The 23,668-nt window shown below is 59.1% G+C and carries 26 protein-coding genes and 1 tRNA gene; 17 read left to right on the forward strand and 10 right to left on the reverse strand.

From position 1 onward, the window contains the following. Nucleotides 1-22 precede the first annotated feature (22 nt). Nucleotides 23-445, reverse strand: coding sequence for a c-type cytochrome (locus ACSHXH_RS09710; RefSeq protein WP_435671583.1), 423 nt, complete (start codon nt 443-445; stop codon nt 23-25). A 160-nt stretch (nt 446-605) separates the two neighbouring features. Here ACSHXH_RS09710 and ACSHXH_RS09715 point away from each other — a divergent pair, with 160 nt between their 5' ends. Next, a complete protein-coding gene (locus ACSHXH_RS09715) occupies nt 606-1,040 on the forward strand; it encodes a DMT family transporter (protein ID WP_435671584.1) in 435 nt (144 codons plus the stop codon). Nucleotides 1,041-1,043: 3 nt separating this feature from the next. Here the strand turns inward: ACSHXH_RS09715 and ACSHXH_RS09720 are convergent, their stop codons facing one another. From ACSHXH_RS09720 to ACSHXH_RS09730, 3 genes are all read right to left on the reverse strand, one after another. Continuing rightward, nucleotides 1,044-1,685, reverse strand: a complete 642-nt coding sequence (locus ACSHXH_RS09720; protein ID WP_435671585.1) for a DUF3047 domain-containing protein — start codon at nt 1,683-1,685, stop codon at nt 1,044-1,046. 155 nt (nt 1,686-1,840) lie between these two features. Continuing rightward, complete coding sequence (locus ACSHXH_RS09725; RefSeq protein WP_435671586.1) at nt 1,841-2,524, reverse strand: ABC transporter ATP-binding protein; 684 nt, start codon at nt 2,522-2,524, stop codon at nt 1,841-1,843. Then, on the reverse strand, nt 2,517-3,803 hold the full coding sequence (locus tag ACSHXH_RS09730; RefSeq protein WP_435671587.1) for a lipoprotein-releasing ABC transporter permease subunit: 1,287 nt from the start codon (nt 3,801-3,803) through the stop codon (nt 2,517-2,519). Before ACSHXH_RS09730 ends, ACSHXH_RS09725 begins: the two co-directional genes overlap by 8 nt. Nucleotides 3,804-4,168: 365 nt before the next feature. On the opposite strand from ACSHXH_RS09730, the gene ACSHXH_RS09735 reads away from it, so the two are divergent. Together ACSHXH_RS09735 and ACSHXH_RS09740 are read left to right on the forward strand one after the other, a co-directional pair. After that, the gene (locus tag ACSHXH_RS09735) at nt 4,169-5,275 is read left to right on the forward strand and encodes a pyridoxal phosphate-dependent aminotransferase (RefSeq protein WP_435671588.1); all 1,107 of its coding nucleotides are present in this window, start codon (nt 4,169-4,171) and stop codon (nt 5,273-5,275) included. A 116-nt stretch (nt 5,276-5,391) separates the two neighbouring features. After that, nucleotides 5,392-5,601: a histidinol phosphate aminotransferase gene (locus tag ACSHXH_RS09740; RefSeq protein ID WP_435671589.1), complete on the forward strand. Its 210-nt coding sequence runs from the start codon at nt 5,392-5,394 to the stop codon at nt 5,599-5,601. Here the strand turns inward: ACSHXH_RS09740 and ACSHXH_RS09745 are convergent. Next, entirely contained in the window at nt 5,590-6,786 is a 1,197-nt protein-coding gene (locus ACSHXH_RS09745) for a pyridoxal-phosphate-dependent aminotransferase family protein (protein ID WP_435671590.1), read from the reverse strand. The two genes, ACSHXH_RS09740 and ACSHXH_RS09745, sit on opposite strands and share 12 nt — an antisense overlap. A 145-nt stretch (nt 6,787-6,931) precedes the next feature. On the opposite strand from ACSHXH_RS09745, the gene ACSHXH_RS09750 reads away from it, so the two are divergent. Both ACSHXH_RS09750 and ACSHXH_RS09755 read left to right on the forward strand, forming a co-directional pair. Continuing rightward, the gene (locus ACSHXH_RS09750) at nt 6,932-7,648 is read left to right on the forward strand and encodes a phosphatase domain-containing protein (protein WP_435671591.1); all 717 of its coding nucleotides are present in this window, start codon (nt 6,932-6,934) and stop codon (nt 7,646-7,648) included. Further along, entirely contained in the window at nt 7,645-9,390 is a 1,746-nt protein-coding gene (locus ACSHXH_RS09755) for an ABC transporter ATP-binding protein (protein ID WP_435671592.1), read from the forward strand. Before ACSHXH_RS09750 ends, ACSHXH_RS09755 begins: the two co-directional genes overlap by 4 nt. On the opposite strand, the gene ACSHXH_RS09760 is transcribed toward ACSHXH_RS09755, so the two are convergent. Beyond that, nucleotides 9,387-9,701 (reverse strand): arsenate reductase family protein, encoded by a 315-nt coding sequence (locus tag ACSHXH_RS09760; protein WP_435671593.1) that lies wholly within the window; start codon nt 9,699-9,701, stop codon nt 9,387-9,389. The two genes, ACSHXH_RS09755 and ACSHXH_RS09760, sit on opposite strands and share 4 nt — an antisense overlap. A gap of 184 nt (nt 9,702-9,885) precedes the next feature. Between ACSHXH_RS09760 and ACSHXH_RS09765 the strand changes: the two genes are divergently transcribed. Next, a complete protein-coding gene (locus ACSHXH_RS09765; RefSeq protein ID WP_435671594.1) occupies nt 9,886-10,092 on the forward strand; it encodes a cold-shock protein in 207 nt (68 codons plus the stop codon). Nucleotides 10,093-10,094: 2 nt separating this feature from the next. Here the strand turns inward: ACSHXH_RS09765 and ACSHXH_RS09770 are convergent, their stop codons facing one another. Next, nucleotides 10,095-11,000: a LysR family transcriptional regulator gene (locus ACSHXH_RS09770; protein WP_435671595.1), complete on the reverse strand. Its 906-nt coding sequence runs from the start codon at nt 10,998-11,000 to the stop codon at nt 10,095-10,097. 94 nt (nt 11,001-11,094) lie between these two features. On the opposite strand from ACSHXH_RS09770, the gene metF reads away from it, so the two are divergent. Continuing rightward, nucleotides 11,095-11,961 carry a methylenetetrahydrofolate reductase [NAD(P)H] gene (gene metF, locus ACSHXH_RS09775; RefSeq protein ID WP_435671596.1) on the forward strand — a complete coding sequence of 289 codons (867 nt, stop codon included), beginning with the start codon at nt 11,095-11,097 and terminating at the stop codon, nt 11,959-11,961. Here the strand turns inward: metF and bhcR are convergent. After that, a complete protein-coding gene (gene bhcR / locus ACSHXH_RS09780; protein WP_435671597.1) occupies nt 11,958-12,785 on the reverse strand; it encodes an HTH-type transcriptional regulator BhcR in 828 nt (275 codons plus the stop codon). The genes metF and bhcR overlap by 4 nt on opposite strands. A 119-nt stretch (nt 12,786-12,904) precedes the next feature. On the opposite strand from bhcR, the gene ACSHXH_RS09785 reads away from it, so the two are divergent. Further along, the gene (locus ACSHXH_RS09785; RefSeq protein ID WP_435671598.1) at nt 12,905-13,891 is read left to right on the forward strand and encodes a type I glyceraldehyde-3-phosphate dehydrogenase; all 987 of its coding nucleotides are present in this window, start codon (nt 12,905-12,907) and stop codon (nt 13,889-13,891) included. Nucleotides 13,892-13,981: 90 nt separating this feature from the next. Further along, a complete protein-coding gene (locus tag ACSHXH_RS09790; RefSeq protein WP_435671599.1) occupies nt 13,982-15,958 on the forward strand; it encodes an enoyl-CoA hydratase-related protein in 1,977 nt (658 codons plus the stop codon). 2 nt (nt 15,959-15,960) lie between these two features. On the opposite strand, the gene ACSHXH_RS09795 is transcribed toward ACSHXH_RS09790, so the two are convergent. Continuing rightward, entirely contained in the window at nt 15,961-16,176 is a 216-nt protein-coding gene (locus ACSHXH_RS09795; protein ID WP_435671600.1) for a hypothetical protein, read from the reverse strand. A 122-nt stretch (nt 16,177-16,298) separates the two neighbouring features. On the opposite strand from ACSHXH_RS09795, the gene ACSHXH_RS09800 reads away from it, so the two are divergent. Next, complete coding sequence (locus ACSHXH_RS09800) at nt 16,299-16,559, forward strand: DUF2312 domain-containing protein (protein ID WP_347200253.1); 261 nt, start codon at nt 16,299-16,301, stop codon at nt 16,557-16,559. Nucleotides 16,560-16,613: 54 nt separating this feature from the next. On the opposite strand, the gene ACSHXH_RS09805 is transcribed toward ACSHXH_RS09800, so the two are convergent. Then, a complete protein-coding gene (locus tag ACSHXH_RS09805; protein ID WP_435671601.1) occupies nt 16,614-17,495 on the reverse strand; it encodes a hypothetical protein in 882 nt (293 codons plus the stop codon). Nucleotides 17,496-17,641: 146 nt separating this feature from the next. On the opposite strand from ACSHXH_RS09805, the gene ACSHXH_RS09810 reads away from it, so the two are divergent. The 7 genes from ACSHXH_RS09810 to ACSHXH_RS09840 all read left to right on the forward strand — a co-directional run bounded on the left by ACSHXH_RS09810 (nt 17,642) and on the right by ACSHXH_RS09840 (nt 23,368). Further along, nucleotides 17,642-17,717 (forward strand) — tRNA-Thr (locus ACSHXH_RS09810). A gap of 166 nt (nt 17,718-17,883) precedes the next feature. Further along, nucleotides 17,884-19,071 carry a tyrosine-type recombinase/integrase gene (locus tag ACSHXH_RS09815; RefSeq protein ID WP_435671602.1) on the forward strand — a complete coding sequence of 396 codons (1,188 nt, stop codon included), beginning with the start codon at nt 17,884-17,886 and terminating at the stop codon, nt 19,069-19,071. A gap of 30 nt (nt 19,072-19,101) precedes the next feature. Next, complete coding sequence (locus ACSHXH_RS09820) at nt 19,102-20,019, forward strand: hypothetical protein (RefSeq protein ID WP_435671603.1); 918 nt, start codon at nt 19,102-19,104, stop codon at nt 20,017-20,019. Between the two features lie 147 nt (nt 20,020-20,166). Continuing rightward, nucleotides 20,167-20,373: a helix-turn-helix transcriptional regulator gene (locus tag ACSHXH_RS09825; RefSeq protein WP_435671604.1), complete on the forward strand. Its 207-nt coding sequence runs from the start codon at nt 20,167-20,169 to the stop codon at nt 20,371-20,373. Then, the gene (locus tag ACSHXH_RS09830; RefSeq protein ID WP_435671605.1) at nt 20,366-20,791 is read left to right on the forward strand and encodes a helix-turn-helix domain-containing protein; all 426 of its coding nucleotides are present in this window, start codon (nt 20,366-20,368) and stop codon (nt 20,789-20,791) included. Before ACSHXH_RS09825 ends, ACSHXH_RS09830 begins: the two co-directional genes overlap by 8 nt. Before the next feature lie 52 nt (nt 20,792-20,843). Further along, nucleotides 20,844-21,860 (forward strand): site-specific integrase, encoded by a 1,017-nt coding sequence (locus ACSHXH_RS09835; protein ID WP_435671606.1) that lies wholly within the window; start codon nt 20,844-20,846, stop codon nt 21,858-21,860. A gap of 65 nt (nt 21,861-21,925) precedes the next feature. Beyond that, nucleotides 21,926-23,368 carry an N-6 DNA methylase gene (locus ACSHXH_RS09840; RefSeq protein WP_435671607.1) on the forward strand — a complete coding sequence of 481 codons (1,443 nt, stop codon included), beginning with the start codon at nt 21,926-21,928 and terminating at the stop codon, nt 23,366-23,368. Nucleotides 23,369-23,668 lie beyond the last annotated feature (300 nt).

Here is a 23,668-nt window from a genome sequence, read left to right on the forward strand (position 1 = left end):
CATAACACCGTCACAGGACTGATCACTCGGAAACCTGAAGGCTTTCGACATATTCCAACAACGCTACCAATTTGCGCGGCGTCGGTGTCATCACCCCGTCGCCCGTATCCAGCGGCAACAGATCACCTTCAAGCAAGGCACCGAATTCCGGCATATCCGGGAAGTCCTGTTCGGCACGAGTGTAGCCATCCACCTTCGACAAGACCGCCACAGTCGGGAAAACACCGCCATTGCGCGCCGCGATCAACGTCAGATCCAGCGGAGGCGTGCCCATCGCGCGCGCCATCGGCCCGTTGCCTTTGGCATCCGCCCCATGACACACAGCGCAGTTTTCCATAAACAATGCCCGGCCATCGCTGGCTCGCGGCATTTCCTCGGGCGCACAGCCCGCCACCACACCTGCGGCCAGACAGGCCATCATCAGGCTAAAACTCTTTGGGCGCATTTTTGGGCCTCCTTGCTCGACTGGGGTCAGAGTGCCTGTCTTTCAAGCGCCGCGCAACCACCCGAACACAGGCACGGCCATGCTTTGCCGCCGCTTTGTCGGGTGACAAACCCCGCGCACCGGCGCAGGGTGCGCAAAACTGTTTTGCTAGGACAAGACCATGCCGATTTACGCCCTGACAATGCTGGCCGCCGGGCTGGGCATACCGCTTTTGGCCGCGTTGAACGCGGCCCTTGGGGTGCGGATCGGATCGCCCGCCGCCGCCGCAATGGTGCTGTTCTGCGTGGCACTTCTGGCCACAAGCCTTGTGACGCTGGCCACCGGCCCCAAGGCGCTGGCGACCCTTCCAATGGCCCCGAAACACCTGATGCTCGCGGGGCTTTTGGTGGCGTTCTACGTGCTGTCCATCACTTATATCGCACCGCATTTCGGTGTCGGCAACGCGGTGTTTTTTGTGCTTTTGGGGCAATTGATCTCGGCGGCGCTGATCGACCATTTTGGACTGTTCGGCGCACGGATCAGCCAGCTCTCCTTGACGCGGGCCACCGGGATCGGGGTTATGGCGATCGGGGTCTGGATCACCCAGCGCGCCTGAGGATCAGTTGATGTTCAACCCGCTGACAGATGCCCGAATGCGGGTGTCGGTGTCGTCACTGTCACCCGACAGCGCAATGCCCACCAGCGCGGTCTCGCCGCCGCCAAACGCATTGGCATAGTCGCGCGCCAGGTTGACGGTCTCATTCGCGCTTCCTGTGCCCGCGCCGCGCAACACGACCGTTTTGCCGCGATTGCCCAGATAGGGACTGCCCAGCACCGCGCCCCGGTCATGCGCGCCGCCCCAGACATAGACCAGCACCCGTGCCGCATCATTGGTCAAAAGCTGGCGCACACTGGCCCCTTGCAGTGCTTGCGCCTCACTTTCGGGAACAAACACAAAATATAGCGCGAGGTTGCGATCATCTCCGCCCTTCTGGCGCAGATCCGTTGCCGGCACGCCCTCTTGCACACTCCACGACCAAGAGGCCGCATTTGCCCCCCAATAGGATTGCGGCAGCGGGCGATAGGCCAGCGACACTGACCCGTTTGACGCAACGCTCACTGAGCTGCCATTGAACCCGTAGGTGTTGGACGAAAACAACGAGAACTTCTGCGTTTTCCACGTCCCGTCAAACGACACGGGGGCCGCCAATGCGGGAAGTGCTGCACAAGACAGGATTGCGGCGGCAAGGAAACGATACATGGACAAAACCCCTTTTCAACGGGATCATGTTAACAGGCTCGAACGCTCACCCGCATCAAACGTTCGCGTGAGAGCTGTGTCACGTCACCATCGCGTGATCCTGTTTCGACAAGATTGGTTAATTTCCGTTAACCTTAACGCGAGTTCTGTTGCCTTCACATCGGGATCAGCATCCCCTGCTCCAGCCGCACCTGCCGGTCCATCCGCGCTGCAAGCGCCATGTTGTGCGTGGCAATCAGCGCTGACAGCCCGGTTTCGCGCACCAGCGTCATCAGCGCATCAAACACAGTATCCGACGTGGCCGGATCAAGGTTCCCGGTCGGCTCATCCGCAAGCAGCACCGACGGCTGGTTCGCCAAGGCCCGGCAGAACGCAACCCGCTGTTGTTCCCCACCCGACAAAGCAGCGGGGCGGTGATGCGCCCGTGGAGCAATGCCGACTATGTCCAGCAGCTCGAGCGCCCGCGCATCCGCAATGCCACGCGACACACCCGCCGCGAGTTGTGGCAGGACGATGTTTTCCTGTGCGCTGAACTCGGGCAGAAGGTGGTGGAACTGGTAGACAAACCCCACCTTGTCGCGGCGCATCACCGTGCGCTTACGATCCGACGCCCCGGTCATATCCGCCCCGGCGATTTCGACCGTCCCGCCATCAGCTGTGTCCAGAAGCCCGGCGATATGCAGCAAGGTCGATTTCCCGGCCCCCGACGGCGCAACAAGCGCCACCACTTCGCCCTTGGCCAGCGACATATCCACCCCGCGCAACACCGCAACCGCGCCGGGTGAGCCCGCGTTGTACGTCTTGGAGACGCCGGTCAATCGCAGCGAAACGTCATTCATAGCGCAGCACCTCAACCGGGTTCATCCGCGCCGCACGGCGGGCGGGAAAAATCGTCACGACAAAGCTGAGGCCAAGCGAAAGCGCCACCGCGCTGAGTACATCCTGAAGCCGAAGCTGCGCGGGCAATTCATAGATCCCCCGCACGGCCGGATCCCAGACTCCGCCACCGGCAACGTAGTTCACAAAAGAAAAGATCGGATCGATATACAGCGCAAACAGACAGCCAAGCACCACCCCGGCCATGGTTCCGATGATCCCGGTGAACGCGCCGCAGATAAAGAACACCCGCAGCACCGCCCCTTCGGTCAGGCCCATGGTGCGCAGAATGCCAATGTCGCGGCTCTTGTTTTTGACCAGCATGATCAACCCCGAAACGATGTTCATCGCCGCGATCAGAACGAGGATCGACAGGATGATGAACATCACGTTGTCTTCAATTTCCAACGCCCGCAAAAACCCGCCCGACGCGTCCTGCCACGTCCAGACCAGTGCGCGTTGCCCCGCCGACTCAAGAATCGGCCGGGTCAGGTCTTCGACACGGTCGGGATCAGCCACCATCACCTCGATCTCGTCGGCGACCCCTTCGCGGTTGAAGTAAAGCTGCGCCTCGCCGAAGGGCATGTAAACGCGTGTGCGGTCAATATCATAGCGCCCTGCGCTGAAGATATAGACCACCTCATAGGCCTTGACGCGCGGGCTGGTGCCAAAGGCAGTGCGCACCCCGTCGGGCGAGATCAGCTTGACCTTGTCCCCCAGCGCCACGCCGATTTCGCGCGCCACGCCCGCACCAATGGCGATGCCTTCGGAGAACCGCGCGATATCGCCTTGCGCGGTGTCGGAATCAGCGATGCGCGGGATCGTGGCAAGGTCTTGCGGGGCGATGCCAAACACCTCAACCCCTGCATTCCGGCTGTTGGCAGTGGCCATGACCTGCCCTTTGACCAAGGGTGCGGCGCGGGTGACGCCGGGCACCGAGGCGACGGATTGCGCGAGGGCGTCATACTCTTCGATCATGCGCGAGGCGCGGCCAAACGCGTCCACCTCTTGGGTGTAGTAGACGGTCACATGGGCGTTCGCACCAAGGATCGTGTCCACAAATTCGGCGCGAAACCCGGACCGGACGGCCAAGGTTGCGATCAGGGCAAACACCGCGAGGGTGATACCGATCAGGCTGATCCAGGTCATCACGCTCACGCCACCTTCGGCACGGCGCGCGCGCAGGTAGCGCCATGCGATCATCCACTCGAACGGGGCAAAGGGGGGCGGAGTTTGGGCCATATCGGTCTCTTGCTGCTCTGGGTGATAAGTGGCCGCTTGGGTCGGGCGGGTCAAGGCATGAGGGAAAGGTCCGATCTGGCCCTATTGTTTCGCGCGCGAAACATTGGGTCAGAAAGGGTGACCTTTTAGGCTTTTGCATCATCTCAAAACGACAGAGCACTCCCGACATACTCCGCAATTCAAACGCAAAATTAACGAGTATTTGAAAATTTATGCGAGGGGCCCAAGATTTTTCGTACGAAAAATCTCAGGGGCCCGCGAACACTCTTGACACGGACGGTTGCGGACATGGGACCAAGGAAAATACCACACCCGACAAATCTTCACCGCTTGTCCATCGCGCACGCTCTTGGCATAGACGAGGTATGACCGGACCCAGATATCCCGACCTTATCGCAAAGCTGCCCTCAAGCGTGCCGTTTGTCGGCCCTGAAGTGCAGGAACGCCAGCGCGGCGCGCCGTTTCGGGCGCGTTTGGGCGCAAATGAAAGCGTCTTTGGCCCCTCGCCTTTTGCCGTCGCTGCGATGCAAGACGCGGCCGGCCAGTGCTGGCAATACGCGGACGCCACGAACTACGATCTGATCCATGCGATTGCGGCCCGCATGGGCGTGCGCCCTGACAACATCATCATCGGCGAAGGCATTGACGGCTTGTTGGGGTATCTGGTGCGCCTTCTGGTGGCACCGGGGGACGCCGTGGTGACCTCGGATGGCGCATATCCGACCTTCAACTACCATGTGACGGGCTTTGGCGGCACGCTGCATAAGGTGCCGTTCACCAGCGACCACGAAGACATCGACGCACTGATGGCCAAGGCACACGAGGTGCAGGCCAAGCTGGTCTATCTGTCGAACCCCGACAACCCGATGGGAAGCTGGCACAGTGGTGTGCGGGTCGAAAAGGCGTTGGATGCGCTGCCCGATGGCACGCTGTTGCTGCTGGACGAGGCCTATATCGAATTTGCCCCAACCGGCACCGCGCCAAAGATCGACGCGGATGACCCGCGCGTGATCCGCATGCGGACATTCTCAAAGGCGTTTGGCATGGCAGGCGCGCGGGTGGGCTACGGCATCGGTGCGCCAGACCTGATCAAGAGCTTTGACAAGGTGCGCAACCATTTCGGCATGTCGCGCATCTCGCAGGCGGGGGCGCTGGCGGCGTTTGAAGACATTGCTTGGCTGACCGATGTGGTGGCACTTGTGGCAGATGCGCGCGACCGGATCGGCGCAATCGCGCGGGACAACGGGCTGACGCCCCTGCCCTCGGCCACCAATTTCGTCACCATTGACTGCGGGCGCGACGGGGCCTTTGCCAAAGCCGTGCTGGCCGCGTTGATCGACCAAGGCGTCTTTGTGCGCATGCCCTTTGTGTCGCCGGGCGACCGCGCGATCCGGGTCAGCGCGGGACGGCCCACCGATCTTGCGGTGCTTGAACGTGCCCTGCCAAAGGCCCTGGACATGGCGCGCGGTTAAGCAAACGCACGGGTCTTCACGAAAAATTTGGGACTTTCTGTCAGATTATCGCTGACGGGCGGGATTTCTGCGTTAGCGTAAACCATGACCGGGTGTGCAACCGTGCGGAGAACCAGATGGAGCAGCGCCATCCCCAAGGGGTCGAAGATTACACGATCCCCAGCCTTGTGCTGATTTTTGTGAACTTGCTTTGGATCTTTGGCGTGATCTGGGCACAGGTTGGGCTTGGCGCCGTCATCCTGTTGGGATGGGTGCTGAACCATTGTATCACCCGGCTGGCCCAGTATCGCGCCAGCCGAGAAATTCGCTGGCCCTCAGACGCCTGAAATCACTTTCGCCGCCTCCGATGCCCCTCCCGCACGATGTGGGATGTTCAGCGCGCCCAGACCGGCCTCGACCACCCCCAGAAGTCCGAGGATCATATGCGCATTCACATGGCCCATATGGCCAAACCGGAAAAAGCCGTCGCTGTGCGGGTCGTCTTCGGTGCCCATGCCAAGCCCGATGCCCAACGTGACCCCGGCCTCGTCCGCGCACCAGCGGCGCAAATGCGCGCCGTAGGGTTTGCCGATGGACATGGCTGTCACCGCGTGACTGCGCAGCGCCGGGTCCGCGATATTGAGCCGAAGTGGTCCGTCCTGCCCCCAGTGTTCGACCGCGGCCCAGATCGCGCGCGCCAGCGTTGCATGACGGTCCCAGACCGCCTCCATCCCTTCGGCATGGAGCATATCCAGTGCGGTGCGCAGGCCGTAAATTTGATGGGTGGGGGCTGTGCCGCTGAAATACTGATAGAATGCCTCGGGGGCGGCGCGCGGCGTCCAATCCCAATAGGTGCTGACATGCTTGAGGCCTTTGCGGGCCTCGGCGGCTTTGTCGTTGAAGAACACGAAGCCCAGACCGGGCGGACACATCAGGCCTTTCTGCGATCCGGTCAGCGCCACATCGACGCCCCAGGCATCCATTTCGAACCGGTCACAGCCCATTGCGGCGATACAATCGGCCATCAACAGCGCCGGGTGATTCAGGTCATCAAGGATTTTGCGCAATGGCAAGAACGCGTTGCGGTTCGAACTTGATGTGTCCACATGCACCGCCATCACCGCCTTGTAGCTGTGCCCGCTATCGGCCCTGAGCGTGTCGGCCACGCGGTCCAGATCAAACGTGCCGCCATTGCCGAAATCCAGCACATCCACCTCAAGCCCGCGCGCTTCGGCGATGCGGCTCCAGGCCATGGCGAAAAATCCTGTAGCCAGCACAAGCACCTTGTCGCCAATCCCGACCGTATTGGCGAGCGCGGCTTCCCATGCGCCGTGACCGTTGCTGATATAGATTGCCACATGACCGTCGGTGCGCGCCACGCGTTTCAGATCGCGCGTCAGATCCGGCATCATGTCGGGCAATTCGCCCTCGTAAATATTCGGCGACGCGCGGTGCATGGCCCTGAGAACGGCATCCGGCACCACAGAAGGACCGGGAATGGCAAGATACGTGCGACCATTGGCAAGCGACATGTGCAACCTCGACAGGATGGGAAAATCCTGCCGACCCGACAGGTTGGGCGCAACTTACCCCGCACAGCCGCGCCGTCAATAACGCGCGACGCTTGCCAGCGCGCACCGTAATCTCTACATCCGCGCGTGACGCGAAAGGGACCGGATGCTGGGACGAGTTTGGACAAAGATCGAAGATGCAGAACGCAAACTGCGTCGGTCATTTGGCAAGGACATCACCGACCCGCGCGCGCGGCGTTGGTCGACGTTCCATTACCACGTGTTCGATCACGCGTTCCTGCGCACTTTCTGGACCAATTTCTTTGAAATCGCGCCCGGGGTGTACCGATCCAACCAACCGACCCATGCGCGTTTCGAGAAATACAAGGCGATGGGCATCCACACGGTTGTGAACCTGCGCGGCGAAGACAAATACGCCCACTACCTGTTCGAAAAAGAGACCTGCGAAGCGCTTGGTCTGCGGCTTCTGAATGCCAAGCTGCAAGCGCGCTCTGCGGTCAGCCGCAAGAAGATCGTGCATGTGATCGACACGCTGCGGATGGTTGAAAAGCCGTTTGTGTTCCACTGCAAGTCCGGCGCCGACCGGGCCGGGTTTGTGGCGGCACTTTACCTGATGGTGTTTGACAACCAGCCCGTCGCGGTGGCGCGCAAGCAATTGTCGATCCGGTATATTCACCTCGATTTCACGGCAACGGGCGTGCAGGATTACATCCTCGATGTCTATGCCGCGCGCACTGCGCGCGACTCCATCGGGTTCGAGGACTGGATTCGCACCGAATACGATGCCACCGCGATTCAGGCCGGGTTTGACGGCAAGACGCCCGCTGACAAGCTGTCCCTGCCCGCGCCGCTGACCACATGACAGAGGCCGCGGTCAATCCGCGGGGCCTGCTGCTCTGGGTCTGGCGTGGCTACCTTGCCCGACATTGGCGGCTTTTGACGGTCGCAATGGTGTTCATGGCGCTGGAAGGCGGCATGTTCGGGGCGCTGTCCTACATGATGAAGCCGATGTTCGACCGGGTGTTTGTCGGCGGGGATCAGGACGCGATTGTCTGGGTCGGGCTGATCTTTCTGGGCATTTTTGTCGTGCGCGCCGTGGCGAGCGTTGTTCAAAAGGTGCTTTTGACGCGGATTTCGCAGCTGTCCGTGGCGCATATCCGGCAGGATTTGCTGGCGCATCTGATGGTTCTGGACAATTCCTATCACCAGACCCATTCGCCGGGATACCTGATGCAGCGCGTCGAGGGTGATGTGGACGCGATCAGCAAGGTCTGGCGCACGATCATCACCGGCGCGGGGCGCGATGTGATTGCGCTTGTGTCGCTGTTTGCAGTGGCGATTTCGGTGGATTGGCGCTGGACCGTTGTGGCGCTTTTGGGCGCGCCGATCCTGATTGCGCCGTCGATCTTTCTGCAACGCTATGTGCGCAAAGAAGCGCGCCGCGCACGGGATGTGGCGGCCAAGCTGTCGGTGCGGCTGAACGAGGTGTTTCACGGCATCATCCCGGTCAAGCTCAACGCGCTGGAGCGGTATCAGTCCGGCAAGTATCGCACCCTCACCGAAGAACGCGTGACGGTCGAGACCCGCAGCGCGTTGGGCCAAGCCACGATCCCCGGCATGATCGATATCATGGCCGGTCTGGGGTTCATGGGCGTGCTGCTTTACGGCGGTGGTGAGATCCTGTCGGGCGAGAAAACAGTGGGCGATTTCATGGCCTTCTTCACCGCGATTGGTCTGGCGTTTGAACCCTTGCGGCGGCTTGGCAATGTGGCGGGCGTTTGGCAAGTGGCGGCCGCCGGGATCGAACGTATCCGCCAGATCCTCGATACCGAACCAGACCTGCGCAGCCCCGCGCAGCCCAAGCCCGTACCGGCAGGCGTTCCTGAGATCAGACTTGAGAATGTGTCGCTAAGTTACGGAGATACAGGTGTTTTGAACGAGTGCAGCTTTACGGCAGAGGCCGGGAAGACCACTGCGCTTGTTGGCCCGTCAGGAGCAGGAAAATCCACGATTTTCAACCTTCTGACGCGGCTTGTTGATCCGTCACATGGAAACGTGACCATAGGAGGTTTGTCTGTCTCGGAAATGGCGCTGACGGACCTGCGCGGGATGTTTTCCGTGGTGTCGCAAGAGACGCTGCTGTTTGACGATACTGTTCTGGAAAACATCCTTTTGGGCCAAGGCCCTGTGGCCGAAGCTGAGCTGAAACGCGCGCTCGACGCGGCACATGTTTCGGATTTTTTGCCCCGGCTGTCGGATGGGTTGAACACACCCGTTGGCCCGCGCGGATCGGCGCTTTCCGGCGGGCAGCGGCAGCGCGTTGCGATTGCCCGCGCCCTGCTGCGCGACCGGCCCATCTTGCTGCTGGACGAGGCGACATCCGCGCTCGACACGGAATCCGAAGCCAAGGTGCAAGCCGCACTGGATACGTTGTCCAAGGGGCGCACAACACTGGTGATCGCGCACCGGCTGTCGACCATCCGCGATGCGCACAAAATCGTCGTGATGGATCACGGACGGGTGCTGGAGCAAGGCACGCATGGCGATCTATTGGCGCGGTCCGGCGCCTATGCAGCGCTGCACCAGATGCAGATGCGGGATTAACCCGCCAGCGCGTCCTGCACGGTCTTGTCCCATCCCAGATAAAGCGCATCGCCGCTTTGGATCAGGGGGCGTTTCATCAGTTTGGGATGGGCCAACAGCAATGACTTGGGATCTTTGGCACGCTCTGCCGCGTCCAATGCGCGCCACGTCGTTGACCGCGTGTTGAGGATTTTGTCACCAAAGCTGGCCAGCGCGTGGTCCAGAATGTCTTCGGGCAGCGGTGCGGCGGACACATCCACCAGCTCTGCATTTGGAAGTGCCTTCAAGGCCTTACGGCACGTGTCACAGTTTTTCAGCCCATAGAGGATCATGCGCGTCTCCTTTGTCTGCCCGACCGCAGGCCCTGTTCGGCTTTCGCAAACATATATCCTGCACTTGTCTTTGGGGCAGTTTGATCAATCTCATAGCGTGCGAGGGTGTCGCAGATTGTACACCCGGTCGCAACAAGAGCGGCCCTGCGTGGTCGGAATTGACGACAAAAGGAGACACGGGATCATGCCAAACGGTACCGTGAAATGGTTCAACACAACCAAAGGCTACGGCTTTATTTCCCCCGATGATGGCGGCAAGGACATTTTCGTTCACATCTCTGCCGTACAGCAATCCGGGATGGACGGGCTGAGCGACAACCAGAAGGTCAGCTTTGACACGACCGAAGGCCGCGATGGCCGCGTGATGGCGTCAAATATCACGATGCTCTAGCGTCAGACCGTCTGGAGGCGGCGCGCTTCTTGCCGTGCAAGACGGATAAGCTCTGCGACAAAGGGCTTTTCGGTGTCCGCAGTGCGGGTCGCCGCGTACAGTCTGCGTGTGACGCCTTTTTGAGTCAGCGGTCGGGTTACATAATCCGAGCTGTATTTCACCTCGCGCACAACCCAGTCGGGCAGGACAGACACGCCCCGGTTTGATGCGACCAAAAGCAGGATCACCGCTGTCAATTCGACCTGACGCACAGCGGCCGGTTCGACCTTGGCCGGGATCAGCAATTGGCTGAACACATCCAGCCGCGACCGTTCCACCGGATAGGTGATGAGCGTCTGACCGCGAAAATCCTCGGCATCTATAAAGGCTTTCTGCGCCAGCGGGTGTGCGGCAGAGGCCACAAACACCGCATTGTAATCGAAAAGTTCTGTGAAGGTGATGCCAGGAATATCCTCGGGATCGGAGGACACGACCAGATCCACGTCTTCCTTTTGCAAAGCGGGCAGCGCATCAAAGGCCAAACCGGGGCGGATGTCGACATCCACGTCAGGCCATGTTTTGCGGAACGCCTCAAGCACCGGGAACAACCATTCGAAACAGGCGTGGCATTCGATGGCGATGTGCATGCGCCCCGTCGATCCATCGCGCAGCCCGTCAAATTCAGCAGCCAGCGCTTCGACCTGCGGCAAGACCTGATTGGCCAGCCGCAACAGCCGCATCCCCGCCGCAGACAGGCGGATCGGTTTGGACCGACGCAAGAAAAGCTCGACCCCGGCCTGATCCTCAAGCGCCTTGATCTGATGGCTCAGCGCAGATTGCGTGATGTTGAGCTGCTCTGCCGCGCGGGCCACGCCACCGCATTCATGGATGGCCTTGATGGTGCGAAGGTGGCGGAACTCGATATGCATTATCAATCTGCCTCATGTTCTAGATTAGATTTATGAGTTTGTCTCACAATGCAGCATATGCGACAAGTGGACAACGCCAGCAAGGATCATGACGATGTCAACTCCGTCCATTTCATTTGAATTCTTCCCGCCGCAATCGCTAGAGGCGTCCTTCCGGCTTTGGGACACGGTGCAGGCTTTGGCACCCTTGGCCCCACGCTTTGTGTCAGTGACCTATGGCGCAGGCGGCACAACCCGCGATCTGACGCGCGAGGCCGTGGCCACGTTGCACAAATCCTCGGGCCTGCCAGTGGCGGCGCACCTGACCTGTGTCGATGCCACGCGCGCCGAAACCCTTGCCATTGCGCAGGATTTCGCAGCGGCAGGCGTGACGGACATTGTCGCGCTGCGGGGCGATCCACCCAAAGGCGCTGCCGGATTTGTGCCGCATCCTGAGGGGTTCGCGTCCAGCGTCGACCTGATCGAAGGGCTGCGCGATGCGGGCGATTTCACCATCCGCGTCGGGGCCTACCCTGACACCCATCCCGAAGCGCCTGACGCGCATGCGGACGTCGCCTATCTGAAGCGCAAGTTCGACGCGGGCGCGTCCGAGGCATTGACGCAGTTCTTCTTTGAGGCCGACACGTTCTTTCGGTTCCGCGATGCGTGCGAAAAGGCGGGAATCGACAAGCCTGTCACACCGGGCATCCTGCCAATCGAGAACTGGAAAGGCGCTGTGCGATTTGCCAAGCGGTGCGGCACGCATATCCCGGCCTGGGTGGTCGATGCGTTTGAAAAGGCCGAACGCGACGGGCGCGAAGACCTGCTGGCGACGGCCATCTGTGCCGAGCTGTGTTCCGACCTAATCGATGGCGGGGTGGACAAGCTGCACTTCTACACGCTCAACCGCCCGGAACTGACGCGCGATGTGTGTCACGCGTTGGGGGTCACGCCCAAGCTCGCGCTCAAGAACGTCGCTTAATCGGTCGGTCCGCCCAGCGCTGCTGTCAGCCTCGCTGCCGTGTCTTTGACCGCGGCGGCAAGGGGTTCAATGCGGTCATCAGGGATGCGCGCTGAGGGACCGGAAATCGACACGCCGGCAACGGGCTCGCCGTGCATGTCGAACACCGGCGCCGCGATACAGCGCATTCCGTCGTTTTTCTCTTCCGCATCAAAGGCATAGCCGCGCGCACGGGTCGCGGCCAGATCCGCCGCCAAGGCTTCGGGCGTGACCAATGTGTTGTCCGTGAACGCGCGCAGCTTGTGTTTGCGGATGATCGCCGCCACGTCCTTGTCGTCCATCTGCGCCAACAGCGCCTTGCCAATGCCCGACGAATGCATTGGCGAAATGGTGCCCGGCGGGAAAAAGGCGCGGATGTTGTGGTGCGTCTCGACCTGACTGAGGAACAGCACCTGCCCATCGCGCGACATGCCCAGGTTCGCGGTTTCTTCGGTCTGTTGCATCAAGGTGCGCAGAAAGGGCCGCGCGCGTTCGACAAGCGATGTCCGGCGCAAGAACCGCGACCCGATATGAAACGCCCCTGCCCCGATATGCCAGGTCTGCGCAATGGGATCAAAATCCACCATGCCACGTCCCTCGAAGGTCGACAGCACGCGGTAGACCGTAGCCGGGGATTGCTTTAGGTCTTCGGACAGATCGGTGAGAGTGGCCCCGCCCCATTCGCTGAGCCGTTCAAGGATAACAAGCGCGCGGTCGAGCGATTTGATCTTGTTCTGCTCGGTCGTATCGCCCCAGGCACGCGGCCGTCCCCGCGCGCGCCGCTCTGGCCCTATCTCTGCGTTCATATCGGTTTCCACGCCCTGAATTGTTTCAATACAAAAAACATTTTTACAATGTGAAAAAATAAGCGTTGAAATGCAAGCTATAACGCACAGGCACATCGTGACCGGGCAAAGGACAGAATATGCGCATCGTCATCCATGGGTTTGGTCGTATTGGCCGCGTGATCCTGCGGCAAATCCTGAGCCTGCCAGAGCATGCCAGTATCGAAGTGGTCGCGGTGAACGACCTCGCGGCGCCCGAAACCTGTGCCTATCTGTTCAAGTATGACAGCGTCTTTGGCCCGCTGCCCGGTGGAGTCGCCTTTGCGGACGGGCACCTGATCGCCGGGGGGCGCTCTGTTCCGTTGCTGACTGGGGTCAAGATGGCGGATCTGCCGCTTGATGGGGTTGACCTGGTTCTGGATTGCACCGGCGCGACGACCAACCGCGACAGTATCGACGCCACCTTGAATGCAGGCGCGCGGACGGTGCTGATCTCGGGGCCGTCCGACATTGCCGATATCACCATCGTGTGCGGCGCCAATGACGATCAGATCGGTGCGGCCCGCGTGGTGTCGAACGCATCCTGTACCACCAACGCGCTGGCGCCTTTGCTGCGCGATCTGGATGCGCGCTACGGATTGATCCAGGGGCATATGACCACGATCCATTGCTACACCGGCAGTCAGCCCATGGTGGATGCCCCGCGCGGACCGGACCTTGCCCGAAACCGAGCAGGAGCGGTCAGCATGGTGCCCACCACCACAAGCGCGGCCAAGCTGATTGACCGGGTGCTGCCCCATCTGGCCGGGCGTGTCACCGGGGCGGCTGTTCGGGTGCCTGCCATCAGCGTGTCGGCGGTGGATCTTGTGGTCCGACTTCGCACCCCACCTCAGGACGCCGCAAACGCCTTGCGCGCCTTGGCCGACGCCAACCCGGTGATCGGGCTGGTTGAAGATCCCTGTGTATCGGTCGATCTGCGCATGCGGCCTGAATCGCTGGTCATCGCCCCGACCGAGACGTTAGAGACCGGCGATCAGATCCGCATCTTTGGCTGGTACGACAACGAATGGGGGTTTTCCGCCCGCATGCTGGATGTCGCACGGATGATGCACACCCGCGCCGATTAGCGCAGGATTCTTGCCAGATGGCCCGGTTTGACGTCTAATGCCCTGAAAAGAACAGGCGCAATCGCCAAACAGAGGCCATCGGAGCAGAAGATGGGCACAGACACCGAGATATCGGTCACAGGCGGGGTCGCGCAGATTGCGCTCGACGCCGGGCCTGCGGCACGCCTGACCCTGCGCGGGCTGAAGGCTTTGGACGCTGCGCTGACACAGGTTGAGGCAGACGCCCTTGCGCGCGTAATCGTCCTTCGGGGCAAAGGCGCACATTTCCCATCGGGGATCACCGATCCGCAAGGCGGCGGGGACGACACAGCCAACCTGTTGGCCGAACTGTGCCTGCGGATCGAACGCTGCTGCAAACCGGTGATCGCTGTGCTGAGCGGACCGGTTGTTGGCGCAGGGTTGGAACTGGCACTGGCCGCGCACTACCGGCTGGCCCACAGTCAGACGCGATTAGGATTTCCCAATGCCCGCATCGGCCTTGTGCCCCGCGCCGGAGCCACGCAGCGCCTGCCCCGCCTTGTTGGGGCGGCAGCGGCGCTTGATCTGCTGGTGGGAGGTGCCTTGCGCCCAGCGACGCTGGACGCACTGAGGCCGATGACCGACATGCTGTTCGACGACAGCGCCGACGATGCGATTACGCGCTTTGCAACAGATCTGCTGGCGCAAGACGCATCCCCCCGACCCACAGCGGCGCGACGCATCGGATTCACGGACGCCGCAGAATACCAAACCGCGATCAAACACATGCGCAGTCAGGTTGACGCCTCGCGCGAATTGGCCCCAAAGCAAATTCTGGCAGCCGTCGAAGCAGCGGTGCTGCTGCCCATCGATGCGGGCCTCGCGTTTGAACAGGCCGCCGCCGAAGATTGCGCCGATACCGAACAGTCAAAGGCCTTGGCCCATCTGTTCCATGCCGAACAGGCGGTGAGCGCCCAGACACGGCGCACCGACCTGCCCGAAATTGCAACCATCACCGTGCTGGGCGGCAGCGCAGGCGCCGCGCAGATTGTGCTGGCCGCGCTTGAGGCAGGTGTTGCGGTGCGTTGGCTGATCAAGGATCCGGCCCAGCAGCGCGACAGCATCGGCTTTGTTCACAGCACGATGCAGAGCGCGGTCGAGACAGGTCAGCTGGACGCGGACCGGGCCAAGCGCAGCCTTGCCGCGCTACGCTATGGCGACACCCCCGAGGTGATCGACGGCGCGGATATCGTGCTGCGCGCCACGCGTGGCCAGCGTGGGGTGCCGGTGCCTGCCGCCATGCCGGTGGCGCATTGCCTGCCCGGCACCGATCCGCGCCTGGCGCTGCATTTTGCCCTTCCCGCGTCACAGGCGCGCGGCGTCGAAGTGATCCTTGGCCCGCACGGCACCGAGAGCGACCGGCTGGCCGCTGTGGCGCTGGCACGCAAGCTCAACAAACTGGCCGTGGTCGAAACGACATCGGGCCTGAGCCTGCACGCGCGGTTGACCCAAACGCTCTGGCGCGCGGCGGACAGTCTTGTGGATCTGGGCCAATCCCCCTTTGTCATTGACGCAGCCCTGCGGCGCTGGGGCATGGCCCAGCCTCCGTTCGAGATGGTCGACCGGGTCGGGTTTGACGTGGTCGCACAATACGGTCGGGCCGATGGTTGCCAAAACTGGACGTCCATTCTGATGCAGGACCGCCGCAAAGGTATGCAGACCGGGCGGGGCTACTACACCCATTCGCCCGTCATCCTGCCGAAACCGGACCCCGAGGCGCTGCGTCTGATCAACGACCAGCGGCCAGAGCAGGCCGCGATGCCCGATGGCTTGATCGTGCGGCGCATCCTCGGGGCACTGGCCAATGAGGGCGCAAAGGCGCTGCGCGCCGGCGTGGTGCCGCGTGCCGGGGATATCGACGTGACGTCCGTCTTTACCCAGCTTGTCCCGAATTGGCGCGGCGGGGTGATGCATGCGGCTGGGCACGGCGGGTTGCTGAAAACAACGCGCGCAATGGGCGCGGTGGATCACCCCGATCAGGATCTGTGGACCCCGGATCCAATCTTTGCCGAGCTGATCAAATATGGCCGCAGCTTTGACGATCTTTAAGCTTAGCCCAGAAAGATACCCACGATCACCGTCATCAGCCCGATCACCGACACGAACAGCGCGCCAAGGTTCAACGGCATGACCGATCTGACCTCTGTGCGCAGCTCTTCATCGCTGAGCCCGGCCTTGCGCGCCTTGTTGACGCGCAGAATGCAATAGACCAGTCCGCACAGACCGGCAAAAGACAGCGCTGCTCCCGACCAGATCAGTATATCCATGATGTGCTCCCGACGTGGCTGTGACCCAAGCGGCGGTAATTCATCCACCGCCCGCTGACAAGCCCTTGAAGGCCACCGCCACGCCCGCTACGACACTGCCCAAACCGAACAGGAGCCAAGACATGGACGACAGCGCACTCGAAGCCAACTACCGCGTCACCGCAGATGAGTTGCGTCAGTTCATCGAGCGGATTGAACGTCTGGATGCGGAAAAGAAAGACATCGCCGAACAGCAGAAAGAGGTTATGGCCGAAGCCAAGGGCCGTGGCTATGACACCAAGGTGATGCGCAAGGTCATCGCCCTGCGCAAACGCGAGCCCGACGACATCGCAGAAGAAGAAGCGGTGCTTGATATGTACAAAGAAGCATTGGGCATGAGCTAAGCGCGACACGCGCGGCACATTTGGCGCCGCGCGGCACGACCGCGTGATCCAGGATCATGGCGCGATCAGCGTCACACCGGGCATTCGGGCCACATCGAACAGGTCTTCCTCGTATTGTTCGGTCAGGTCTTGCACCAAATCAGCGTCCCATCCGGGCAAATCCAGTTCCGGTTCGACCTTCGCGCCATCGGCGTATTTATCAAGAAACGCCACCATGACGCGCCGAATCTGAACCTCGGTCAGATCCGGGTTCTCGGCCAGATAAGCCCGGAACCGCGCCATGCCCTCTTTGGTCATGATGTCGGCCATCCGCGAATAGGCCCCAATGATCGCATGGGTCGGCTCAACGTCGACAATCTCGCGGACCACCTCACCCCAGATCAGTGGGCTGTCCTCATCACACCAAACGGTCACCGAGACGCCTGGCAACGCGCCGACAATCCGCGCGATCAGGTCCGACCACCGCACCTGCGCCGGGTCAAGGCCGTTCAAAAGCTGCGCAATCGTGTCGTGTGGGGTGGACTGCAACAAAGCTGGCAAAAACGTCGCCGGATTGCGCAGCGCGATGAACACCTCGACCGCGTCGCCGGCGAATACTTCGCGCAGTGTCTGCAAGCGCTGCTCGGCCTTGCGATAGACCACACCGCCCTGAAATGCGATCTTGGGCACAGAGAACAGGTTCTCATGCGACAGGACAAGCCGGTCAACATGGCCCGCATCATCGTCCAGCACGCTGTCCAACAAAATATTGCGCGTGTCCGGCGCGGGCGGCATACTGCCCAACGCATTAAGCATTTCTGATATCAGCTTGCGGTATTTTCCCGGCCCTGGAATGGCAATGCCGTCGGGGCGCAGCCCGTCGCGATTGCGCAAAAGCGTCTTGAACAACCGGTCGCTGTCCGTCTCGTGAAGACCTGTGTGAAGGACAACCTGCATGTGTGTTCGTTCTTCCCGCTGCCCCTTTGCATTATACGGCTCGGGCTGCGGATGAAAACCATGTAAGGTGCCAATGCGCAAATCGGTATTTTTCGCAAAATTGCCTCTTGCACAGCCGCGCGACACTCAGTAATCACGCGTCCGAAGCCCCTATAGCTCAGCTGGTAGAGCAACTGATTTGTAATCAGTAGGTCCGCGGTTCGAGTCCGTGTGGGGGCACCATTTTCCAATCCAGAAACAGCCAAAGACATCCGAAAATCCCTGTGTTATATGGAATTTGAGATGCTTCTTCGTCCGATGCTGTTTCATTGCATCCGATACAATACCCCCACATTGGGGGTATTTGAGGGGGTATCCGATTTGAGTCGGAAAAGTGATACCCCCAACCATGCCTTTGTCAGACATCCAAGTTCGCAATCTAAAACCACGCGAGAGGGCGTATAAGGTCGCTGATTTCGAGGGTTTATTCGTTTTGGTGAAGCCGAACGGCTCCAAACTCTGGCAGATGAAGTATCGCCTGTTCGGCAAAGAACGCCTGTTTTCGATTGGTGTCTACCCAGATGTCAGTTTGGCTCAAGCACGCAAAGCCAAGGAAGCGGCACGGGCCATGGTAGCGGCAGAAGTTGATCCAAGCGAAGCAAAACAGTCTGAAAAGCGTACAAAGCGGGAAGAGGCTGGCCAGACATTTGAGAAGATAAGTGCTGCATTTTTCGAAAAGCAACGCAAAGAGGGCAAGTCCAAAGCTACCCTCGACAAAACCGCGTATCATTTCAAACTGGCCAACCAAGACTTTGGACGCCGCCCAATAACCGAGATCACCGCGCCCATGATCTTAAAGACGCTGCGCAAGGTCGAGGCTAAGGGCAACTATGAAACCGCGCACCGCCTGCGCGCACGTATCGGGTCTGTTTTTCGCTACGCTGTCGCCAGTGGTGTCGCGGAAACCGATCCAACCTACGCCTTGCGTGATGCATTGATCCGCCCCACCCGTGTTCACCGGGCTGCGATTACCGATCCAAAAGCGCTGGGCAGACTAATGAACGAGATTGACGGCTTCGACGGCCAAGCCACCACCCGCATTGCACTTAAATTGCTGGCCATCCTCGCGCAACGCCCCGGCGAGATACGTCATGCGAAATGGTCAGAGATTGATTTCTCAGCCAAGGTCTGGGCAATCCCCGCCGAAAAGATGAAGATGCGACGAGACCATTTGGTGCCTCTGCCCGCTCAAACACTTGCTTTGTTGGACGAGCTGCGGCGGATAAACGGGAATGGAGAGTTCTTGTTCCCGTCTTTGCGAACATGGAAACGCCCCATGTCCGAAAACACCCTAAACGCCGCACTTAGACGCATGGGCTACTCCGGTGACGAAATGACCGCCCACGGATTTCGGGCTTCATTCTCGACGCTGGCCAATGAAAGCGGACTCTGGCACCCGGACGCAATTGAGCGGGCCTTGGCGCATGTTGAGAAAAATGAAGTTCGGCGTGCCTATGCGAGGGGCGACCATTGGGATGAGCGAGTTAGGCTAGCCGTTTGGTGGGCTGGATATTTGGAAGAGATGCAGGCAAGTTAACTTTTTCCCAACGTATTCTGGCAGGTGGAAATGCAAAAAGAACAACGGTTGCGCCTTCACTTTTTGGTGCTGACGGAGACCGGAGGCGCTTTGTTTATTTCGCCTGATCCTGTCGAAGCTTTGCCGTTGGGACCGAGCTACGCTAAGCTATTTTCAAAATTGAACAGGTGGCGAGCTGATCTGTTCAACCAAATAGTCGCCGACCTATCAGCGCAAACCGATGATCAAATCACAGAAGACTTTGATAAAAATGGGAAACCAATCTCAGAAAAAGCTCAGGCATGGCAATTAGGCTATCGCCAAGAAGTCCGTGAACGCTTTGGAAAATTGAGGGATTGGTTTACCGCACCACTCTTCCAAACCTCAAATCTTGCAGATTTTGAGCACTGGGGACGGGCAGATTTCCTAACACTTGATGAAATTGTCTGGCTTTCCGTTGGCCTTGAACCCAAAGAAAAATTTATTGAATCAATAAAACCATTCAATATGCGTGGTGCAACACAAAAACTCGATCAAGTTGCACAGTATATGAGCCGTCACAGGGAAATAATCCGGCGAAAACTCGATCCCCACGGGTTCAACAAAAAACCTGACTTGCTGCTCCTTCGAGAATGGATTGAAGGCAATGGACTAGAAGTGCACCAAGACTTCTTAAAAATGCTGCCGTCGCCACCACCGGAAAAACAAACTGAGCCCGCAACCAAAGCAATTCTAGCGCACCAAGATAAAACACGAATGGACGGTCGCGAACGCGTAACGATGACCAAATTGATCGCAGCTATGGCAATTGACGGATACGGATTCAATCCAAAGGCTAAACGCAGCGAAATACCAAAAGAGATCGAAGACATCGCAGATCAACTGGGGTTGTCAGTATCTCGTGAGACGATTCGAAAATACCTGAAGGAAGGTTCAGAACTCCTCCCAGAGAACTGGAAGCCAGATTAACCACTGTTCGCTTAACGAATAGAACCGGCCTAAGTAAATAAAATCAGAGACTTACACCTATTCTCTTAGTGGAAATTCTATTCGACCAACTTAACAAATGTATGAGCCAAGACTTGATCAGACTCCATAGCACAAGGACTGATCAAGATGGACTACCCCACGTTCCCGGATACTGGCTTCGTCCGTTTATCCCAAATACTGGCACCAAACGGTCCTATTCCCGTTTCTAAGTCAACATGGTGGACAGGCGTTAAAGAAGGTCGCTTTCCCAAGCCACAAAAACTTGGGCCTCGGACGACGGTTTGGAAGGCCGAAGACATCCGCGCTTTGTTCGAAGGTGATAAGGATGCCTAAGCGCGTGAACCCGATGGCTGTGAAAGGCAACTTGACCTACGACGTTTTCGAAGCCGCAAGCGCCTTGAAAGTCACTCCCGCCACAATCCGCAACTGGATCAAGGACGGTTTGAAGGCGATGACCTCATCCAAGCCGTACCTGATCTTGGGCGCATCTATCCGCGAATACCTGCGGACCAAATACGCCGCTGCACGGCGCCCCTTAAATGATGACGAGTTGTTCTGCCCATCGTGCCGAAAAGGCCGCAAACCACTGCACATGCGCGTAACTCAGACAAAGATAACAACCAAGACCGACCTGCTTAAAGGCACTTGCCAGTACTGCAACGGCACCGCCACGCGGATGATCTCACACAAACAGCACTCTTTATTCAGTGCAATTTTCAAGATCACCAAAGGGCGTGTTGGCAAGGCTTAACTGATACCACCATCCCTCCCCTGAATTGACACTTAGCAAACGGAGAATTCCTATGAGAAAAGTGAACGAAGAAAATGAACGTATCAAACGCCGCTATCTCAAGTATTTGAAGGCTGCAAAACGCAAAGACCCCAGCACGGTTCAAAAGGCTGCCGATGGTATTCTGCGTTTTGAGGCCAGCACCAATTTCGCCAGCTTCAAGAAGTTCCGCATCGAACAAGTGATCAAGTTTCGCGAACGCTTGGAACAGGAGATCAGCAAGACAACCGGCAAGCCCCTCTCCAAGTCTACGATCTCAAGCATCCTGGCCGCCAACAAAGGCTTCATCTTCTGGCTGGCTGATCAGACTGGCTACAAGCAACGCATCCGCCATTCCGATGCGGACTACTTCAACATGGACGCCAAAGGCCAACGTGTTGCCAGCGCTGTCCGCGAAACACCCTACCCTTCTATGGAAATGGTCCGCCACGCGTTCAATTTCATACCGGAAAGTACTGAGGTCGAACGCCGCGACAAAGCTCTCTTTGCATTTTTTATGCTGACAGGTGCGCGCGATGGGGCGGTTGCATCTCTGCGCATCAAGCACATCAACATGATCGACGGCTGCGTCTATCAGGATGCCCGCGAAGTCCGCACAAAGAACGCGAAAACCTTCACAACCTTCTTCTTGCCCGTCGATGCAGATTACCTGATCTGTTTCACCGAATGGCTTAACCACCTAAAAAAGGAACGCCTGTTCGGTCCCGACGACCCACTCTTCCCTCCGGCACAGGTCAAAGCCATTGATGGCGAATTCCAAGTGTCTGGTTTGAAGCGCGAGATTTACAAAAACGCCAATGCCCTGCGTAAGGCCATCAGAGATGCCTTCACACGCGCTGACTTGCCGCCCTTCACCCCGCACGCGTTCCGTAAAACCCTAGTGAAATGGGCCGACACCCACTACCCGACCCGCGAAGCCTTCAAGGCGTTTTCTCAGAACATCGGGCACAGCAGCGTTGTCACCTCGATCAGTGCGTATTGTCCGGTTTCCATCGAGCGGCAGGGCGAGCTGATAAAGAAACGCACCTAGGACCAGTTGCCCGTTGCCCCCACCACAAGCCGAAACTACTCTCACGAAAAACAGCAGGATTCCCAATGTTTGAAAACGCCTTCAACAGCATCGACCGCGAACTTCGCAACGAAGAGGGGTTGGCGTCCGAGCTTGATTATGCAGAGCAAACCTCTTGGATTTTGTTCCTCAAATATCTCGACGACATTGAACAGGAACGGCAGGACGAGGCGGAACTGGAGGGGCGCGACTATGCCCCGACCTTGCCTGACGCGATGCGTTGGAAAACATGGGCGTCGGCCAAGAACGAAGACGGCACCGACCGCAAGGATGTTCTGACGGGCGAAGACCTGATCACCTTTGTCAACCAGACGCTCTTTCCGACCCTCAAGAAATTCCGCGAGGATGCGACCAGCCCGGACACCATTGAATATAAGATTGGTGAAATCTTCTCAGAGATCACCAACAAATTCCGCTCCGGCTACTCCCTGCGCGACGTGCTTGAGATCGTCGATGGGCTGGAATTCAACACTCAGGAAGCCAAGCACGAACTGTCTGACCTCTACGAATCCCGCATCAAACGGATGGGCAATGCAGGGCGCAACGGGGGGGAATACTACACGCCGCGTCCTTTGATCCGCGCCATGCTCAAAGTGATCGACCCCAAGATCGGCGAGACGGTTTATGACGGGGCCTGCGGATCGGCGGGCTTTCTGGTCGAGGCATACACCCACATGCTGACGCCTGATATCTCTGCGACCGACTTCAACACGCTCCAGACCAAGACGTTCTATGGACAAGAGAAAAAGTCGCTCGCCTATATCATCGGAATTATGAACATGATCCTGCACGGGATCACCGCGCCCAACATTCGGCGCACCAATACGCTGAATGAAAACGTCATGGATATTCAGGAAAAGGACCGCCACGATGTGATCCTCGCCAATCCGCCCTTCGGGTCTGGCGAACGGGCCGAGGTGCAGCAGAACTTTCCGATCAAATCGGGCGAGATGGGGTATCTGTTCATTCAGCACTTCATCCGCAAACTGCGCGCCGGGGGCCGCGCCGCTGTGGTGATCAAGAACACGTTTCTGAGCAATGGCGACGCAGCCGCCCTGCGCCGTGAATTGCTGGAGACCTGCGATCTGCACACGGTGCTGGATTGCCCGGCCAAGGTGTTTCAGGGCGCGGGCGTGAAAACCGTGGTGCTGTTCTTTGAAAAGGGACGTAAGACGCGGGCGACGTGGTATTACGCGCTGGACCCGGAGCGGTCCTTGGGCAAGTCATCGCCCCTGCGCGATGATGAATTGGCCGAATTCGTGGACCTGCAAAAAACCCGTGCGGACAGCGCCAAAAGCTGGACGGTGCAGCGCGGGGATATTGATGCCGAGACGGTAGATATGTCCGTCAAGAACCCCTTCGCGCCCGAGGAAGCCGCCCTGCGCGACCCTTCGGAGATCATCGAGGACATGCTGGCGCGGGATGCCGAGACCGCCGCGATTCTGGAAGAGATCAGGGGGATGCTGTGAAGGCGGGCTGGGAGGTCAAGCCGCTGGGCGAAGTTTGCACTCTTCAACGTGGTTTTGACCTTCCTAAACGCTTACGGACAAGCGGCCCGTTTGCATTGGTCACTTCAAACGGGCCAACGGACACACACGACACCGCAAAGGTGTCAGGACCGGGTGTAACTACGGGTCGAAGCGGCACGATAGGAGCCGTATACTTTATCGAGAATGACTTCTGGCCTCTAAATAGTCCGGCCTGAACAACTCCCAAGGCATTGAAAATATGTGATTAAATGGTGGTATTAGTGGTCTTTTCCTGCAGGG

The sequence above is a fragment of the Marivita sp. genome (genome assembly GCF_051251565.1).
In the GTDB taxonomy this organism is placed as follows: domain Bacteria; phylum Pseudomonadota; class Alphaproteobacteria; order Rhodobacterales; family Rhodobacteraceae; genus Marivita.

Bases quoted from the DNA above. Each gene is read 5' to 3' on its own strand.
- ACSHXH_RS09710 (WP_435671583.1), bottom strand. From the start codon at position 445: ATGCGCCCAAAGAGTTTTAGCCTGATGATGGCCTGTCTGGCCGCAGGT.
- ACSHXH_RS09715 (WP_435671584.1), top strand. From the start codon at position 606: ATGCCGATTTACGCCCTGACAATGCTGGCCGCCGGGCTGGGCATACCG.
- ACSHXH_RS09720 (WP_435671585.1), bottom strand. From the start codon at position 1,685: ATGTATCGTTTCCTTGCCGCCGCAATCCTGTCTTGTGCAGCACTTCCC.
- ACSHXH_RS09725 (WP_435671586.1), bottom strand. From the start codon at position 2,524: ATGAATGACGTTTCGCTGCGATTGACCGGCGTCTCCAAGACGTACAAC.
- ACSHXH_RS09730 (WP_435671587.1), bottom strand. From the start codon at position 3,803: ATGGCCCAAACTCCGCCCCCCTTTGCCCCGTTCGAGTGGATGATCGCA.
- ACSHXH_RS09735 (WP_435671588.1), top strand. From the start codon at position 4,169: ATGACCGGACCCAGATATCCCGACCTTATCGCAAAGCTGCCCTCAAGC.
- ACSHXH_RS09740 (WP_435671589.1), top strand. From the start codon at position 5,392: ATGGAGCAGCGCCATCCCCAAGGGGTCGAAGATTACACGATCCCCAGC.
- ACSHXH_RS09745 (WP_435671590.1), bottom strand. From the start codon at position 6,786: ATGTCGCTTGCCAATGGTCGCACGTATCTTGCCATTCCCGGTCCTTCT.
- ACSHXH_RS09750 (WP_435671591.1), top strand. From the start codon at position 6,932: ATGCTGGGACGAGTTTGGACAAAGATCGAAGATGCAGAACGCAAACTG.
- ACSHXH_RS09755 (WP_435671592.1), top strand. From the start codon at position 7,645: ATGACAGAGGCCGCGGTCAATCCGCGGGGCCTGCTGCTCTGGGTCTGG.
- ACSHXH_RS09760 (WP_435671593.1), bottom strand. From the start codon at position 9,701: ATGATCCTCTATGGGCTGAAAAACTGTGACACGTGCCGTAAGGCCTTG.
- ACSHXH_RS09765 (WP_435671594.1), top strand. From the start codon at position 9,886: ATGCCAAACGGTACCGTGAAATGGTTCAACACAACCAAAGGCTACGGC.
- ACSHXH_RS09770 (WP_435671595.1), bottom strand. From the start codon at position 11,000: ATGCATATCGAGTTCCGCCACCTTCGCACCATCAAGGCCATCCATGAA.
- metF (WP_435671596.1), top strand. From the start codon at position 11,095: ATGTCAACTCCGTCCATTTCATTTGAATTCTTCCCGCCGCAATCGCTA.
- bhcR (WP_435671597.1), bottom strand. From the start codon at position 12,785: ATGAACGCAGAGATAGGGCCAGAGCGGCGCGCGCGGGGACGGCCGCGT.
- ACSHXH_RS09785 (WP_435671598.1), top strand. From the start codon at position 12,905: ATGCGCATCGTCATCCATGGGTTTGGTCGTATTGGCCGCGTGATCCTG.
- ACSHXH_RS09790 (WP_435671599.1), top strand. From the start codon at position 13,982: ATGGGCACAGACACCGAGATATCGGTCACAGGCGGGGTCGCGCAGATT.
- ACSHXH_RS09795 (WP_435671600.1), bottom strand. From the start codon at position 16,176: ATGGATATACTGATCTGGTCGGGAGCAGCGCTGTCTTTTGCCGGTCTG.
- ACSHXH_RS09800 (WP_347200253.1), top strand. From the start codon at position 16,299: ATGGACGACAGCGCACTCGAAGCCAACTACCGCGTCACCGCAGATGAG.
- ACSHXH_RS09805 (WP_435671601.1), bottom strand. From the start codon at position 17,495: ATGCAGGTTGTCCTTCACACAGGTCTTCACGAGACGGACAGCGACCGG.
- ACSHXH_RS09815 (WP_435671602.1), top strand. From the start codon at position 17,884: ATGCCTTTGTCAGACATCCAAGTTCGCAATCTAAAACCACGCGAGAGG.
- ACSHXH_RS09820 (WP_435671603.1), top strand. From the start codon at position 19,102: ATGCAAAAAGAACAACGGTTGCGCCTTCACTTTTTGGTGCTGACGGAG.
- ACSHXH_RS09825 (WP_435671604.1), top strand. From the start codon at position 20,167: ATGGACTACCCCACGTTCCCGGATACTGGCTTCGTCCGTTTATCCCAA.
- ACSHXH_RS09830 (WP_435671605.1), top strand. From the start codon at position 20,366: ATGCCTAAGCGCGTGAACCCGATGGCTGTGAAAGGCAACTTGACCTAC.
- ACSHXH_RS09835 (WP_435671606.1), top strand. From the start codon at position 20,844: ATGAGAAAAGTGAACGAAGAAAATGAACGTATCAAACGCCGCTATCTC.
- ACSHXH_RS09840 (WP_435671607.1), top strand. From the start codon at position 21,926: ATGTTTGAAAACGCCTTCAACAGCATCGACCGCGAACTTCGCAACGAA.